The organism is Paraburkholderia unamae (assembly GCF_003096875.1).
GTDB lineage: Bacteria > Pseudomonadota > Gammaproteobacteria > Burkholderiales > Burkholderiaceae > Paraburkholderia > Paraburkholderia unamae.
Window position 1 is genome coordinate 103,085 of record NZ_QEOB01000005.1, and the last position, 14,034, is coordinate 117,118.

15 protein-coding genes are annotated in these 14,034 nt (G+C 68.4%); 11 read left to right on the top strand and 4 right to left on the bottom strand.

Annotation, left to right across the window (positions count from 1 at the left end):
- Positions 1–12: 12 nt before the first annotated feature.
- A complete protein-coding gene (locus C7402_RS12160; RefSeq protein WP_116610833.1) occupies positions 13–405 on the bottom strand; it encodes a thioredoxin domain-containing protein in 393 nt (130 codons plus the stop codon).
- A 231-nt stretch (positions 406–636) separates the two neighbouring features.
- Between C7402_RS12160 and C7402_RS12165 the strand changes: the two genes are divergently transcribed.
- Positions 637–1,242, top strand: coding sequence for a DNA-3-methyladenine glycosylase (locus C7402_RS12165; RefSeq protein WP_244314824.1), 606 nt, complete (start codon positions 637–639; stop codon positions 1,240–1,242).
- A gap of 239 nt (positions 1,243–1,481) precedes the next feature.
- A complete protein-coding gene (locus C7402_RS12170) occupies positions 1,482–1,826 on the top strand; it encodes a DUF4148 domain-containing protein (RefSeq protein ID WP_112172965.1) in 345 nt (114 codons plus the stop codon).
- 371 nt (positions 1,827–2,197) lie between these two features.
- Here C7402_RS12170 and C7402_RS12175 read toward each other — a convergent pair whose 3' ends face one another.
- On the bottom strand, positions 2,198–2,641 hold the full coding sequence (locus C7402_RS12175; protein ID WP_112172966.1) for a CBS domain-containing protein: 444 nt from the start codon (positions 2,639–2,641) through the stop codon (positions 2,198–2,200).
- A 339-nt stretch (positions 2,642–2,980) separates the two neighbouring features.
- Between C7402_RS12175 and ribA the strand changes: the two genes are divergently transcribed.
- From ribA to C7402_RS12215, 9 genes are all read left to right on the top strand, one after another.
- A complete protein-coding gene (gene ribA, locus C7402_RS12180; RefSeq protein WP_112172967.1) occupies positions 2,981–3,628 on the top strand; it encodes a GTP cyclohydrolase II in 648 nt (215 codons plus the stop codon).
- A gap of 78 nt (positions 3,629–3,706) precedes the next feature.
- On the top strand, positions 3,707–4,711 hold the full coding sequence (locus C7402_RS12185) for an SH3 domain-containing protein (RefSeq protein ID WP_116610835.1): 1,005 nt from the start codon (positions 3,707–3,709) through the stop codon (positions 4,709–4,711).
- A 720-nt stretch (positions 4,712–5,431) separates the two neighbouring features.
- Positions 5,432–5,875 carry a hypothetical protein gene (locus C7402_RS12190; RefSeq protein ID WP_133254462.1) on the top strand — a complete coding sequence of 148 codons (444 nt, stop codon included), beginning with the start codon at positions 5,432–5,434 and terminating at the stop codon, positions 5,873–5,875.
- Between the two features lie 71 nt (positions 5,876–5,946).
- A complete protein-coding gene (locus C7402_RS46260) occupies positions 5,947–6,207 on the top strand; it encodes a hypothetical protein (protein WP_133254463.1) in 261 nt (86 codons plus the stop codon).
- On the top strand, positions 6,204–6,902 hold the full coding sequence (locus C7402_RS12195) for a response regulator transcription factor (RefSeq protein WP_112172970.1): 699 nt from the start codon (positions 6,204–6,206) through the stop codon (positions 6,900–6,902). The genes C7402_RS46260 and C7402_RS12195 overlap by 4 nt, the downstream gene beginning before the upstream one ends.
- The gene (locus C7402_RS12200; protein ID WP_224045120.1) at positions 6,899–8,377 is read left to right on the top strand and encodes a FecR family protein; all 1,479 of its coding nucleotides are present in this window, start codon (positions 6,899–6,901) and stop codon (positions 8,375–8,377) included. The genes C7402_RS12195 and C7402_RS12200 overlap by 4 nt, the downstream gene beginning before the upstream one ends.
- A gap of 26 nt (positions 8,378–8,403) precedes the next feature.
- On the top strand, positions 8,404–10,815 hold the full coding sequence (locus C7402_RS12205) for a CHASE2 domain-containing protein (protein ID WP_116610837.1): 2,412 nt from the start codon (positions 8,404–8,406) through the stop codon (positions 10,813–10,815).
- 65 nt (positions 10,816–10,880) lie between these two features.
- The gene (locus C7402_RS12210) at positions 10,881–11,507 is read left to right on the top strand and encodes a DUF4136 domain-containing protein (protein WP_165841869.1); all 627 of its coding nucleotides are present in this window, start codon (positions 10,881–10,883) and stop codon (positions 11,505–11,507) included.
- Between the two features lie 145 nt (positions 11,508–11,652).
- Entirely contained in the window at positions 11,653–12,033 is a 381-nt protein-coding gene (locus C7402_RS12215) for a VOC family protein (protein ID WP_116610839.1), read from the top strand.
- Between the two features lie 11 nt (positions 12,034–12,044).
- Here C7402_RS12215 and bluB read toward each other — a convergent pair whose 3' ends face one another.
- A complete protein-coding gene (gene bluB / locus C7402_RS12220; protein WP_116610840.1) occupies positions 12,045–12,737 on the bottom strand; it encodes a 5,6-dimethylbenzimidazole synthase in 693 nt (230 codons plus the stop codon).
- Entirely contained in the window at positions 12,721–14,031 is a 1,311-nt protein-coding gene (locus tag C7402_RS12225; RefSeq protein WP_116610841.1) for a cobyrinic acid a,c-diamide synthase CobB, read from the bottom strand. Before C7402_RS12225 ends, bluB begins: the two co-directional genes overlap by 17 nt.
- Between the last annotated feature and the right edge of the window lie 3 nt (positions 14,032–14,034).

The window sequence follows — 14,034 nt, forward strand, 5'->3', positions numbered from 1 at the left end:
GGCGGCGACGCCTCAGTTCTTCAGCCCCTTGAGCAGCGGCGCGACGGTTCCGTGCAAATGCAGGATCGTGGGGCTGGCCTGCAACAGCGCCTGATAGCGCTCATAAAACTCCGCCGATTCCTCGCCGGAAAAGAGCGCGCCCACGCCTTGCGCCGCGCCGATGCGATCTTCGGCGCTCGCGTCTTTCGCATCGAGCGTTTCGTCGACGTTGGCGATGATCGTCGAGAGCGGCATGAGCCAGCGGAAGCCCGAGCCGTTGATGAGCACCTGGAGGAAGGCCGCCGGCGTGACCGGCCCGAACTCGCGCTCGTACTCCGCGCGCTCGTGGTCAAGGATCGCCTTGTGCAGCGTGAGCAGCGGCTTGCGGACGTCCGAGAGGAATTGAATGGCGCTCTGTTCGTTCATCGTGCGGCTCCTTCGTTGACGCGCGCGCGGTTGCGAGTCGCCGCGCGCCGGATGTTGGGGGGGCGCGAGCCAGTCGCGCGGGTATGCGGACGATGGTAGCGCAATGCCCCGCCGCATGGCGTTATGCGCAGCGCCGCTCGGTGCGGGCGCTACACTCTGGCGGGGGGCGCGATGCCCGCCCGGCCGATGGCGGCCGCCCACGTTTCAGCGGATTCCCCGGAGAGCCGTGCGATGAAGATTCTGCCGCTGCACCGTGACGACCTGCCGCTCGACACCACCGAGCTGGCGCGCTTCATGATCGGCAAGTATCTCGTGCGCGACCTGGCGCGCGGGCGCATGGCGGGGCGGCTGGTGGAAATCGAAGCCTATCCGCTGGGCGACTCCACGAGCCACGCCTACAAAGGGCGGCGGTCGTGGAACGCCTCGATGTTCCTGGCGCGCGGCCACGCCTATGTGCGGCTCACCTACGGCAGCGCCTGGATGCTCAACATGTCGAGCGAGGCCGTGGACGTGGGGGCGGGCGTGCTGTTTCGGGCGGTCGAGCCGCTCGAAGGGCTCGCGGCCATGCAGGCGCAGCGCCCCGGCGTGCCGCCGCGCGACCTCGCGCGCGGACCGGGGCGGCTCACGCAGGCCTATGGCATCGGCGCGGCATTCGACGGCGCCGATCTGTGCCTGGGCCACGGGCTCTGGATCGGGCGCGTGGACGAACCGGCGCGGCCGGTGGGGGTGACGACGCGCATCGGGCTATCGCGGGAGATGGACCGGCCGTTGCGTTTCTACGAACTGGGCAGCCCGTTCGTGAGCGGACCGCGCAAGCTGCTGGGAGAAGGCCAATGAAGCCGGCCAATGAAGCAGGCCAATAAGCCGGCAAATGCAGCCGGCAAATGCAGAACGCCGATGACGCGCGAGCGTTGCGGCACAACGGTCCGCGTACTCAGCCTGCATTGTTGCGGTGCTTGAAACTGTATTTTTTCAAAATAGGGGTTTGCCCTAATCTCTTGTCTCAATAAACTGAAGTCACTGATCCGGCGCCACACACGAGCACCGGCATAAAACAAGTGATGGAGGTAAATACCATGAAGACCCGCAACCTGCTTCAAGCCGCAATTGTCGCCGCTCTCGTCGCCGCTCCGGCCCTTTCGTTTGCCCAGGTGCAAAGCGATGCCCCGAAGACCCGCGCCGAAGTGAAGGCCGAACTGATCCAGCTTGAAAAGGCCGGCTACAACCCGGCTACCGCGAACGACGCCACCTATCCGAGCGACATCCAGGCCGCCGAAGCGCGCGTGTCGCAGCAAGAAGGCGTGGCGCAAGCCCCGGCAGCCGAAACGAGCGGCTATGGCCCGGCGACCTCGGGTTCGTCGCAGTCGGGCGGCCAGCCGGCCACGCTGCGCCCGTCGCAGTCGGTGTATTTCGGCAACTGATTGAAAACCGATTCAGGCAACTGACCCGGTAGCGCTGCGATTGCCCGGCTCCCTGGCCGGGCATCGACCCGCAACCATCGAAGCGGGTCGCACACAGGACTGAAACGCGGGCACGCGAGCCGTGCGCGCCTGCCGAGCGTTTCTCCCTCGTTCCCGCCACAGACCTTACCCCGACAGGTTCCTGACCATTCCAGGCGGACATGCGCGCGTTTGCATCCTTGCCGCACGCCGCCGCGCAAATTTTCGCGCGTTTTTCATGCGTGGAACCTCCGCTGCCGCAAGGTAGCTTCGCCCAACCCCGCCGGGATTGGGCGTTTTTTCACGTTCCGCCGTGACGTTCCATCGACAGGATGAGGCCGTGCGCACCGCTTTCAGGAGCCCGGACCGCCGGTGATGTAGTGCTCGAGCTGCTCGATCGTGAACTTCTGCTCGGCGATGATTTCCTTCACCAGGTCGCCGATCGAGACCATGCCCACCAGCTTGCCGTTGTCCATGACGGGCAGGTGGCGCATGCGCCGCTCGGTCATGAGCGCCATGCAGTCGTAGGTGGTCTGGTCGGGTTGGACGAAGCGCACGTGCGGGCTCATGATGTCGCGCACGGCGGTCGTTTTCGACGATCGGTCCATGAGCACGATCTTGCGGGCGTAGTCGCGCTCCGTGATGATGCCCGCGATCGATGCGCCGTCGGTCACGAGCAGCGCCCCGATCTGTTTTTCGGCCATCAGGCGGATGGCGTTGTAGACGGAATCGCTGGCTTCGATCGTGTACACCACCTGATCCGGCTTCGATTTGAGTACCTGTGCAACGCTTGTCATAGGGCGACCCCTCTTCGTCCTTCTGGTTGTTCAGTCATTGCGCGGCGTGGCAGGCCGGCCTTGGCGGCTGTCCTGCCAGTGGGAAGCCATTCCAGTATAGGCGGATGCCGTGGCGCGCGTCGTCGGGGTATGCGCGGGGTCGCACCATTTACGCGACGGGCATAAGGCGGCAAGTCGCCGCCCGACGGGCGGGCGCAAGAGGCGCAAGCGGCACAAATCGGGGGCGAGAGAGGCGGGGGGAAGGGCTGGCGCGGCGGGGCGGGCCAAATGGCGGTAAACTCCGGTTCCTAACTTCAATCCGGCCGTGGCCGTTTTTTGCCAGTCTTTTGCTCGAGAATCATGCCTACGCTTCCTGAGTCGTCCTGTGCGGACGGCGACAACGCCAACGAATGCGTCGTGCTTGACGCGACCGCCACGCTGCCGACCCGCTACGGCACGTTCGAGTCCTATGTCTATCGGGTAAAGGACGGCGGCGCCGAGCATCTCGCGCTCGTCATGGGCGACGTGGGCAGCGGCGAGCCGACGCTCACCCGGCTCCACTCCGAATGCCTGACCGGCGACGTGTTCGGCTCCTACCGCTGCGACTGCGGCGAGCAGCTCGACCTCGCTTTGCGCTATATCGCGGCCGAAGGCCGTGGCGTGCTGCTTTACCTGCGTGGCCACGAAGGCCGGGGCATCGGCCTGTCGAACAAGATCCGCGCGTACCAGTTGCAGCAGCAGGGCCGCGACACCGTCGAGGCGAATCTCGACCTCGGCCTGCCCGACGACGCGCGCGAATACGATTCGGCGGCTGCGATCCTGCGTCTTTTGAAAGTCTCGTCGGTGCGGCTGATGAGCAACAATCCCAAGAAGTTCGAAACGCTCAGGGAGCACGGCCTCCCGGTGATCGAACGCGTGGCGCTCGCGATTCCCATGCGCGAGGAAAACGAACGTTATATCCGCACCAAGCAGGTCAAGTTCGGGCACTACTTCGAAGAAAACGAGTAACCCGGCGAATCGATTGGGTGCTCGTGGGCACGCGACTTGCGCAGTGGCAACAACAATTAGCTGCAAAAGGGAGAAATAATGTCAAAGCGCCCTCAGACGCGCTTGCGCACGCTCGCCTCAGCGCTTGCGAGCGCGAGCCTCGTCACCGGCCTCGTGCTCGCCTCGGCCGACGCCAGCGCGCAAACCGCGGCCTATACGAGCGAGCCGGTCGAACTCTACGCGGGACCGTCCGGCGATTACCCCATTGTTTCCGAGCTTGGCCCCGGCGTGCCCGTCACCGTGATGGGCTGCGTGAGCGACTACTCATGGTGTGACGTCACGGTGCCCGGCCTGCGCGGCTGGGTCTACGGCGCTTATCTCAGCTATCCGTATCAGGGCACTTACGTGCCGCTGCCCAACTACGGCGCGGCGATCGGCTTGCCGATCGTGGCGTTCTCGCTCGGCGCGTACTGGGGCAGCTTCTATCGCGACCGGCCCTGGTACGGCGAGCAGGACCGCTGGGCGCATATGCCGCCGCCCGAGCGTGGCCGCCCGCCCGCGGCACCCGCGTGGCATGGCGCGCCGGGCCGCCCGCCTGGCCAGCCCGCGGCCGGCGGCGAGCGTCTGCCCGGGCCGTACGGCCATCCGAACGGCGGGCCGCCGCCCGGCGCAGGCCGCCCGCCCGGCAATGCGGAGGGGCCGCGTCCGCCGGCCGACTTGCCCCGCAACATGCCGCCGCAGGGCGAGGGACGTCCGAACTTCGGCGAACAAGGACCGCATGCGCCCGCCAACATGCCGCCGCAGGGCGAGGGGCGTCCGAACTTCAACGAGCAGGGGCCGCACGCGCCCGCCAACATGGCGCCGCGTCCACAGGAGCAGGCCCGCCCGCCCGCGCCTCAGCCGCAGGGTGGTGGCCGTCCACAGCCGCAGGGCGGCCCCGCGCCGGGCTTCGCGCATCCTCCGTCAGCGCAGCCTCAGGGCGGCGGGATGCGTCCGCCTCCACCTGCCGCCGTGCAGGGTCGGCCCTCGGCGCCACAGGGTGCGCCTCAGGGCGGCCATCCTTCGGGCCAGGGCAACGGCCGTGGCGACGAGCACGAGCACTGACCGATCTTCCTTGCCTTCGCGGTACCTCGATGGATGCCCTTTGCGGGCATCCTGCCTTGAGTCCATTTATTTAGGATTGCGTGGTAATCAGTGTGCTGCGTCGCGCATCGCCAAACAATGCTCCGTGACCATCATCGTGCGCAAGCCTCACCGTCAGACCTTCCTACGTCCGCTGCTCGCCATCCTGACGGATTTAACAATCCCTGACAGTAAGTTCTTGGCGTCCAGGTGAGAATAGCTCGTCGCGGCAAATCGAAGCGCTGCCGCATGACGCTCCCGATGCACGAGTCTGCTCTGTGCGCCCGGGGGCGCCGGAATAATGCTACGGGGGCTGGCACGCACGGGACCTGGTGATGCGGCCGGAACGAGGAAGTCAGAGCGAACCCGAGTTCGCCGGATAACGCTGGAAATCCAGCGCCTTGAGGTGGATGTGGCGATGGCAGCACGTGCCTCGTCGTGCAGGGAGCGGCTGCGGCCTGCCGGCCCGCGTCGGGCGGTGACGCGGTTGGCGGGGTTCGCGCCGGGCATGACGATGACTGCGCTGGCGGTCCGATTCCGGGGGCGGATTCCGGAGACCACGCGGTGCGTAGCACGCCGCTGTCGCCACTTTTTTTCTTTCATCCTGAATTCATTCTCCTTGCCGCCGCGCGCGCCGCGTGCGGCTTGGCGTTGTTGCGTCCGCGAAAAACGGCTGGCGCTTGTCTGCTCAACGGGGGCTACATGTTTTTCCGAACCGGCCGCACCCGCTTCCCGCCGGGCTCGCGCGTCAATGGCGCGGGTCTGGGTCGCGCACTCGAGCGCGTTGAACTCGACCTCCCGCGCGACCGTCATGCGCGCGCCGCGATGGAGGCTTACGCCGATTCCTGCGCATCCGAGTTGCCGTGGCTGAGCGAAGCGCTGCGTCTGTCGCCGTTCGGCCGCGCGGAGCGGCTCACACAGTGCTCGTCCACGGTGCTGCGCGTGTTCGTGACCGCGCAGGCGCGTGCGGCGGTGCAACCCGACTACGCCCACGCGGCCTGGGAACACGTGCGCTCGCACCTGACCGCATTGCTTTCGGCTCCGGCTTTCGCGCAGGTTCCCACGCAGGCTCCGGCCGGCGATGCGAACGCGCATGACGCGACGCCGCCGGCCCACGAATCCGGCCTCACACCGCGCCAGTCATAGGGCCGCGGGCGGTCCCGCCCGGCCAAACCCGCTTCGAACGATGACGATTTCGACTACCATGAGCGATTAACATGAGTGCATCCCAATCCCTGAAGTCGACCCTCGCGGCGTGCTCCCATTTTTTTCGAGACGCAGCGAAAGTAGCGGTCTTTGGTGCGCGGCGCCGTCCGCGCGCTCTGACCTTGAGGATGGGTACGCGTTTTGACCTGGGCGCACGAGCGATCTGGCTCGCGGTGCCCGGCAAGACGCTGGCCGTCGTCGCGGTGAGCGGCGGCAGGGAGGCAGTCCATCCTGAAAAGATGAAGAACAAACCTGGTTGCGGGGTGTTATGAGAATTGCAGTACTGGATGACGATCCGGCGCAGACAGATTTCGTCTGCCAGACCTTGACCGCGGCGGGCCATGCCTGCCATCCGTTCGCGAAGGGCGGCGAGCTTGTCCGGCAGCTTCGCAGGCAAACGTTCGATCTGCTCGTGCTCGACTGGAACGTGCCCGACATGGCGGGCGACGAGGTGCTGCACTGGGTGCGGCAAAGCCTCTCCACGCGCTTGCCGGTGCTCTTCATGACGAGCCGCAGCCGCGAAGTCGACATCGCGCAAATGCTCAACGCGGGCGCCGACGACTACGTGGTCAAGCCCGTTTCCGCGCCCGTGCTGATCGCGCGCGTGAACTCGCTGCTGCGCCGCGCCTATCAGCTTCATGCGCCCGCGCTCAAGGAAACCTTCGGCGAGTACGAGTTCGATCTGAAGTCGCGCCAGGCGTCGGTGAGCGGGCGGCAAGTCGCGCTCACGCAGAAGGAATTCGATCTCGCGCTGCTGCTTTTCCAGCACCTGAGCCGCCCGCTCTCGCGCGCGCATATTCTCGACGTGATCTGGAAGCAGTCCGACGACATTCCGTCGCGCACGATGGACACGCACGTCTCGATGCTGCGCTCGAAGCTCGGCCTGCGCCCCGAAAACGGCTATCGCCTCACGCCGATCTACGGCTACGGCTATCGACTCGAACGCATCGAGGGGGACGACGCGTGAAGGGCCCGCGTGCGGTTCAAGCCACCGTCGTGAAGGCAAGCGCGGTGCGCGCCTCCGCGCTCCCGTTGTTCGCCTTCGCGCTTGCGCTCGTTCCCTTCGCCCGCGGCGCGGAAGCGCGAGAGAGCGCCGCGCGAGCGCCGGCGCAGCCGCCCGAAATGACCACCTACGTGACGCGCCCCGGCGACTCGCTTTACGACATCGCCGCGCGCTATCTGCGTAGCCCCGCCGACTGGAAGAAGCTTGCGAGCGTCAATCGCGTGAGCGAGCCGCGTCGCCTTCGGCCGGGCACGACGCTGCGCGTGCCTGTTGCGCTGCTGCGCCAGGACAGTCTCAGTGCGAAGGTGATCGCCGCGAACGGGCCCGCCCAGCACGCGTTCCGCAACGGGCCGCTGCTGCCGCTCACGGTCGGCGCCAGCCTCGTCGAAGGCGATCGCGTGCAGACCGGCCACAATGGTTTCGCCACGCTCGAACTGGCCGACGGCTCGCACATCGCCTTGCCTCCCGATACCTCGCTCGACCTGGCCACGCTGCGCCAGACCGTGCTCACGGGGGCAACCGACCGCATCGTCAATCTGCACAGTGGCGAGGTGAGCACCGAGGTCACGCACGCAACGAAGAAGGACGATCGCTTCCAGATCCGCTCGCCTTCCGTGGTGGCGGGGGTGCGCGGCACGCAGTTTCGCGTGAGCTACGACGGCGCGAAAGGCGCAACGGCAGTCGAAGTCCTGGACGGCGCCGTGGGCGTGGACGCCGCCTCGCTCGCGCAGGGCCGCAGCGGCGCCTATGCGCCGTCCGCATCGTCCGCACTGCATGCCGCGCCCGCGCCCGGCACGCCGCTCGCCGCCTCGGAGCAACTCGTCGCCGCGCATCACGGCAGCCTGACGCTCGCGGGCGAGCCGGCGGGCGCGCCCGTGCCGCTGCTCGACGCGCCCAGTCTCCTGAATCCTTCCCGTGTGCAGGACGATAATGAGGTGGCCTTCGATATCGCGCCGTTGCAGGACGCACGCGGCTACCGCGCGCAGATCGGCCGGGACGCGGGACTGCTCGACATGATCCGCGACACGCGCAGCGCCGACCCGCACGTGCCGCTCGGCGCGCTCGACGACGGCACGTACTTCGTGCGTATCTCCGCGATCGACGAGCGCGGCCTCGAAGGCATGCCCGCGTCCTATGCGTTCGTGCGGCGCCACATGTCGCTCGGTACGAGCGCCGGTCGTATCGAAGGCTCGCGCGACTTCGCCTTCCGCTGGTTCACCGACCGCAACGCGCAGAACACGCGTTTTCGCTTCGTGCTCGGCACCACGGACGATCTGCGCGTGCCGCTCGTCGACCGCACGGACATCACGTCGGGCGAGGCCGTCGTGCGCGACTTGCCGAAGGGCGTCTACTACTGGACGGTGATCGCCGAGCAGTTCGACAACGGCCACTACTACCAGAAGGCGAGTCCGATCCAGTCGTTCAGGCTCGACTGGTGACTCGGCCGGACGAGGTGGAGCCACGCATGAGCGCGAGGCCGCCCGCGCGCCTTGGCCGCTCAGTCGGGCGCCGCTTTCTGTTCGAGTGGGCCGGGGTGGGCTGCGCGGGCTTCGTCGTGGTGCTGCTGTGCGTGATCTGGCGGCTGACGGGCGGCGCGGACAACCTGGTCTACGACCGCTTTCTCGCCGCGCGCGAGCGGCCGGTCTCGCCCGACATCGTGCTCGTGGAGATCGACAACGCGAGCGTGGCCGCACTCGGGCGCTGGCCCTGGCCGCGCGAGGCGCATGCGCGGCTCGTCGATCAGCTCGCGAAAGCGGGCGCGGCCGCCATCGTCTACGACGTGCTGTTCACCGAGCCTTCGCCCGACGACGCGCGCTTCGCGCAGGCGTTGCGCGCCCGCCCGTCGTTCCTGCCCATTCTCCTCACCCCCGCCGATGACGACGGCCATCGCGACGCCGTGCGCCCCGTCGCGCCGCTCGCCCAGGCGGCGGCCGGCGTAGGCCACATCAATCTCGAAGTCGATAGCGACGGCATCGTGCGCAGCGTCGCGCTGTTCGAAGGCGACGCGCGCCAGCGCTGGCCGCAGTTGATGGTGCCGCTGTGGCGCGCGGTGCGCGACGGCGCCGTGACGCTCGCGCACGGCACGCCCGCCGCCGCGCAGCGCGACGACGTGCTGCGCGCCGCCGCGCCCGGCAGCGAGGCGCGCTTTCTGATTCCATTCGGCGCGCGCTCGCAAACCTACCGCAAGGTCTCCTTCGCCGACGTGCTCGCGGGCCGCGTGCCGCCCGAGACGCTGCGCGGACGTGTGGCGATCGTTGGCGTGACGGCCTCGGGCCTTTACGACCGCTTCGCCACGCCGCTCTCGGGCACGCTCGGCCCGCTGCCCGGCGTCTATATCCACGCCATCGTGCTCGACACGCTGCTCAACGGCACCGCCATCCAGCCCGCGCCGCCGCTCGCGGTCGTGCTGGCCTCGCTCCTGCCGCTCGCGGTGCTGCTGGCGGGCTTTCTCGTACTCTCGCCGCTGCGCACGCTGCTGCTGCTCGCGCTGCTCATCCTCGTCTCGCTCGGCACGAGCGCGGGCATGCTGTACGGCGCGCGGCTGTGGCTGCCGCCCGTGCCCGCGGTCGTCGCGCTGCTCGTCGTGTATCCGGTGTGGAGCTGGCGCCGCCTCGAAATGACGATGGCGTACCTGCGCAAGGAACTGCGCCAGCTCGCCGACGAACCCTATCTTTTGCCCGAGGCGCCCACGCCGCGCCGCGAGTTCGCGGGCGACGCGCTCGCCCAGCAGATGGCGCTGATGGCGCAGGCCGCGCAGCGCCTCCAGGACATGCGCCGCTTCGTGTGGGACAGCCTCGACTCGGTGCCCGAGCCGATTGTCGTGGCCGACCTGCGCGGCGTCGTGCTGATCGCGAATCACGCTTCGCGCGCCTATCTCGCGCGCCTGCGCGTGGGCGCGGCGGAAGGGCGCTGGATGCAGGACGTGTTCGGCGATCTCTCGCTCGTCAAGCCGATCGACCCGAGCCCGGAGATGATGACGTTCGCGCACGCGCACTGGCCCGCGCCGCTCGACCCGGCGCGCGGCGAATTCGCGGAACTGATGGAGCGCGGCGTGGAAGTGCGGGCGCGCGACGGCAGCGACTACCTGCTGCGTTACGCACGCTGTACGAACGCGCAAGGCCAGGCGGTGGGCTGGATCGCGGGCCTCGTCGACGTCACGGAACTGCACGACGCCGAGCGCCAGCGCGAGGACGCGTTGCGCCTGCTCTCGCACGACATGCGCTCGCCGCAGGCCTCGATCGTCGCACTCGTGGAAACCGAGCGCGAGCGCGGCACGCTGGCCTCGGAGCCGGTGCGCGGCGTGATGGAGCGCATCGAGCGTTACGCGCGCCGCTCGCTCACGCTTGCCGACGACTTCGTGCAACTTGCGCGCGCGGAGTCGCAGGTCTATGCGCTCGAACCCACGAGCCTCGCGGAACTCATGATCGACGCGAGCGACGAAGTCTGGCCGCAGGCGCGCGCGAAACGCATCCAGATCGACACGGCGTTCGAGGGCGAGCAGATGGGCTGGATCAACGCCGACCGCTCGCTCATGACGCGCGCGCTGGTCAACGTGCTCAACAACGCGGTGAAATACAGCCCCCCCGATACGCGCATTGTCTGTAAGATCGCGCTGGACGATGAGACGCCGCCGCATGTGATCTGCTCGATCCAGGACCAGGGCTACGGCATCACGCACGAGGATCAGGCGAAGCTGTTCGAGCCGTTCCGCCGTTTCCATGCGGGTCAGCGGCCCGAGGTGAGCGGCGCGGGGCTCGGCATGGCCTTCGTGAAGACCGTCGTGACGCGCCACGGCGGCGAAGTCCATGTGGAGAGCGAGCCGGATAAGGGCACCAAACTGACGATGACGCTCCCCGCATTCGACGCGCCGGCTTGAGCCGCGCGCACGCGCATGACAAGAACGCCGCCGGCCGCGCGCCGGCGGCCCCGATGGAGTGTTCAGTGAAGACCCAGTTGTCGATGTGTCTGCTGCCGCTGCTCGGCGCTCTCGCCGGCTGCGCCGGTGTGACGACCGATGTCGAGGCCACCGGCGGCCTGCCTGCCATGGGCACGGCCGCCGCGAACTACCGCTTCGCCCCCACGCCCGCGCAGGCCGACGCGGGCGAGATCCTGCCGTACCAGGGCTTGCTGCGCGAGGGCCTCGCGCAGCGCGGCTTTGTCGCGGGCGCGCCCGAGGCGGCGCGCTATCTGGTTTCGGTGGCCTGGGCCACGCGCCCCGCCGACGTCAAAGTGGTGGCAGGCGAGTGCGCGGGCGGCTGCGTGCCGGCCGAAGGGCCGTCTTTTCCATGGTTTGGGCGGCCTTACGTCCATACGCTGACGCTGCGCTTCTTTACGCTGCCGGAAGGCGGCGAGGTGTACAAGGTGAGCGCGGTCAAACGCGACCGTAACGCCGACGCGCGCGAAGCGCTGCCGTACCTCATGGCGGGCGCGCTGGCGCGTCTGCCGTATGCGGGTGCGCCGCAATGGCGGGTCAAGCTCGGCAGCGCGGCCGACGCGGGCGCAGGCTCGGCGAGCGCCCAGCCGCATATGCCCGCGGTGCTCTCGGTTTCGCCGATCAATCAGCCGTAAATCAGCCGCGCATCCAGCCGCAAACCCGCCATAAGGCCGCCGCAAATCCAGCGCAACTTTCCCCAGGCAGGGGCGGCGGCGTGCGCGCTATGCTGACTCCACGATCCGCCGCAACGGTTGCGCGCGGACCTCACGGGAGTCGCTCATGTTCGATCACATTGGATTGCGCGTGCAGGATCTCGCACGCAGCGTGCGTTTTTACGAGGCGCTGCTCGCGCCGCTTGGCGTCGTGGTGTGCATGCGCGACGACACCTACGCGGGGCTCGGCCAGCCAGGCGAGCCGAAGCTGTGGTTGCACGCGCTTGCCGCGCAGGACGCGAGCGCGCCGCGCGGCGTGCATGTGGCGTTCCTGGCCCCGAGCCGCGCGGCCGTTGACGGCTTCTACGAGGCGGGCCTGCGCGCGGGCGCGAAGGACAATGGCGCGCCCGGCCTGCGGCTCGACTACAGCCCCGACTATTACGCAGCATTCCTGATCGATGCCGACGGCAACAACGTCGAGGCCGTGTGCTACACGCGCGAAGCGTGAGCCAGCGCGCGTCAGACGCCCGGCGGCACGTCAGGCCCGGGAGCCGGTGCGCAGTCCGGCTCCCCCTGCGGCCAGGCATTCTCGAACACGCATTCGCCCAGCGCCTTGCGCTTCGCCCAGTGCTCCATTTCCAGCATGGGCTGCGGATAAAACGCCTCGACCTGACCCACGCAGAGGATCGCCACGGGTTTCGCGCCCGGCGGCATGGCGAGCAGCGCGCGCACCTCGTCGACGTCGAAGATCGATACCCAGCCCATGCCGAGCCCTTCGGCGCGCGCGGCGAGCCACATGTTCTGGATCGCGCACGCCACGGAGGCGAGATCCATCTCCGGCAGCGTACGCCTGCCGAAAATATGCGTCTCGCGCCGGTCCATCAGCGCGAACACGAGCACCTCGGCGCACTCGCGCATGCCCTCCACCTTGAGTTTCATGAACTCGTCGCGGCGCTTGCCCAGCGCGTCGGCGGTGGCGATGCGTTCGCGCTCGACCGTTGCATGAAGTTGCTCGCGCAACGACGGATCGGTAATCCGCACGATCCGCCACGGCTGCATGAAACCCACGCTCGGCGCGTGGTGGGCGGCGTCGAGCAGGCGCGCGAGCGTGGCGGGGTCGATCGGGCCGGGCACGAAGTGCCGCATGTCGCGCCGCTCGTAAATCGCGCGGTACACCGCCGCGCGTTCGGCTTCGTCAAAGGGCTGTGCCATGAAAGAGTGCGGCCGTGAAAGCCGGGTTGGAGGGCCAGTAAGCGTGCATGTAGGTCGCCGCGATCGAGCCGTGGCGATAAAACGCCTCGCCCGGCGCGCCGGTTTGCGCGTGCCGCGCCGTGAGCGCGGGCGCAAGCGGCGTGCTCATGCGCGAGTAATGAAACGTATGGCCGCGCAGCGCGCCGTGCTCACCGTCGACCTGCTGCATGCCGAGCGCCGCGAAGCGCTTTTGCATGGCCGCCTCGCCGGGCAGCAGGCCGAGCATCGGCGTGCGCGTGCCCGCCACGTCGGTGAGCGCGTCGAGCAGATAAAGCATGCCGCCACATTCGGCGACGAGCGGCTTGCCCGCGGATACATGTGCGCGCAACGTATTCGCGCTTTGCGTATTGCGCACGAGCGTCGTGGCATGAAGCTCGGGGTAGCCGCCGGGCAGGAAGATCGCGTCGGCGTGGGCGGGAGCGGGCTCGTCGGCGAGCGGCGAGAAGTAGCTCACGCGCGCCCCCAGGACTTCGAGCAACGCGATATTCGCGGGATAGAGAAACGAGAACGCGGCGTCGCGCGCGATCGCGACATGGCGGCCTTCGAGCAGGCGCGGCATTGCTTCGTCATGCGAAGGATCGTCGAATGCCACCGCAGGCGGCAGACCGGCGAGGGCGGTTTGTGAGAGTGCGTCGGCGGCGCGTTCGATGCGCGCGTCGAGGTCGTCGATCTCGCTTGCCTGATGCAGGCCGAGATGGCGATCGGGCAGCGCCATCGTCGTCTCGCTTGCCACGTGCCCCAGCCAACGCAGGTCGGCGGGCAGTGCTTCCTGCAACATCTGCGCGTGGCGCGCCGAACCGACGTGGTTCGCCAGCACGCCGTGAAACGGCACCTCGGGCCGAAAGCGCGCGAGGCCGAACGCGATCGCGCCGAAGGTTTGCGCCATCGACTTCGCGCTGACGACGGCCGCCACCGGCACGCCAAACGTCGTTGCGAGATCGGCGCTGCTCGGCGTGCCGTCGAAGAGGCCCATCACGCCTTCGATGAGGATCAGGTCCGCTTCGCGCGCGGCCTGCGCGAGCAATGCCCGGCACGCGTGCTCGCCCACCATCCAGAGGTCGAGCGAGAGCACGGGCGCGCCGCTCGCGCGCGCGAGGATCATCGGGTCGAGAAAGTCCGGCCCGGTCTTGAACACGCGCACGCGCCGCCCCGCGCGCCGGTGCAGCCGCGCGAGTCCCGCCGTGAGCGTGGTCTTGCCCTGGCCCGAAGCGGGCGCGCTGATGAAAAGCGCGGGGCAGGCAAGCGTTGCGCACATGCC

Excerpts from the sequence above, each read along its gene's own strand:
- C7402_RS12160 (WP_116610833.1), bottom strand. The coding sequence starts at position 405 with ATGAACGAACAGAGCGCCATTCAATTCCTCTCGGACGTCCGCAAGCCG.
- C7402_RS12165 (WP_244314824.1), top strand. The coding sequence starts at position 637 with ATGAAGATTCTGCCGCTGCACCGTGACGACCTGCCGCTCGACACCACC.
- C7402_RS12170 (WP_112172965.1), top strand. The coding sequence starts at position 1,482 with ATGAAGACCCGCAACCTGCTTCAAGCCGCAATTGTCGCCGCTCTCGTC.
- C7402_RS12175 (WP_112172966.1), bottom strand. The coding sequence starts at position 2,641 with ATGACAAGCGTTGCACAGGTACTCAAATCGAAGCCGGATCAGGTGGTG.
- ribA (WP_112172967.1), top strand. The coding sequence starts at position 2,981 with ATGCCTACGCTTCCTGAGTCGTCCTGTGCGGACGGCGACAACGCCAAC.
- C7402_RS12185 (WP_116610835.1), top strand. The coding sequence starts at position 3,707 with ATGTCAAAGCGCCCTCAGACGCGCTTGCGCACGCTCGCCTCAGCGCTT.
- C7402_RS12190 (WP_133254462.1), top strand. The coding sequence starts at position 5,432 with ATGTTTTTCCGAACCGGCCGCACCCGCTTCCCGCCGGGCTCGCGCGTC.
- C7402_RS46260 (WP_133254463.1), top strand. The coding sequence starts at position 5,947 with ATGAGTGCATCCCAATCCCTGAAGTCGACCCTCGCGGCGTGCTCCCAT.
- C7402_RS12195 (WP_112172970.1), top strand. The coding sequence starts at position 6,204 with ATGAGAATTGCAGTACTGGATGACGATCCGGCGCAGACAGATTTCGTC.
- C7402_RS12205 (WP_116610837.1), top strand. The coding sequence starts at position 8,404 with ATGAGCGCGAGGCCGCCCGCGCGCCTTGGCCGCTCAGTCGGGCGCCGC.
- C7402_RS12215 (WP_116610839.1), top strand. The coding sequence starts at position 11,653 with ATGTTCGATCACATTGGATTGCGCGTGCAGGATCTCGCACGCAGCGTG.
- bluB (WP_116610840.1), bottom strand. The coding sequence starts at position 12,737 with ATGGCACAGCCCTTTGACGAAGCCGAACGCGCGGCGGTGTACCGCGCG.
- C7402_RS12225 (WP_116610841.1), bottom strand. The coding sequence starts at position 14,031 with ATGTGCGCAACGCTTGCCTGCCCCGCGCTTTTCATCAGCGCGCCCGCT.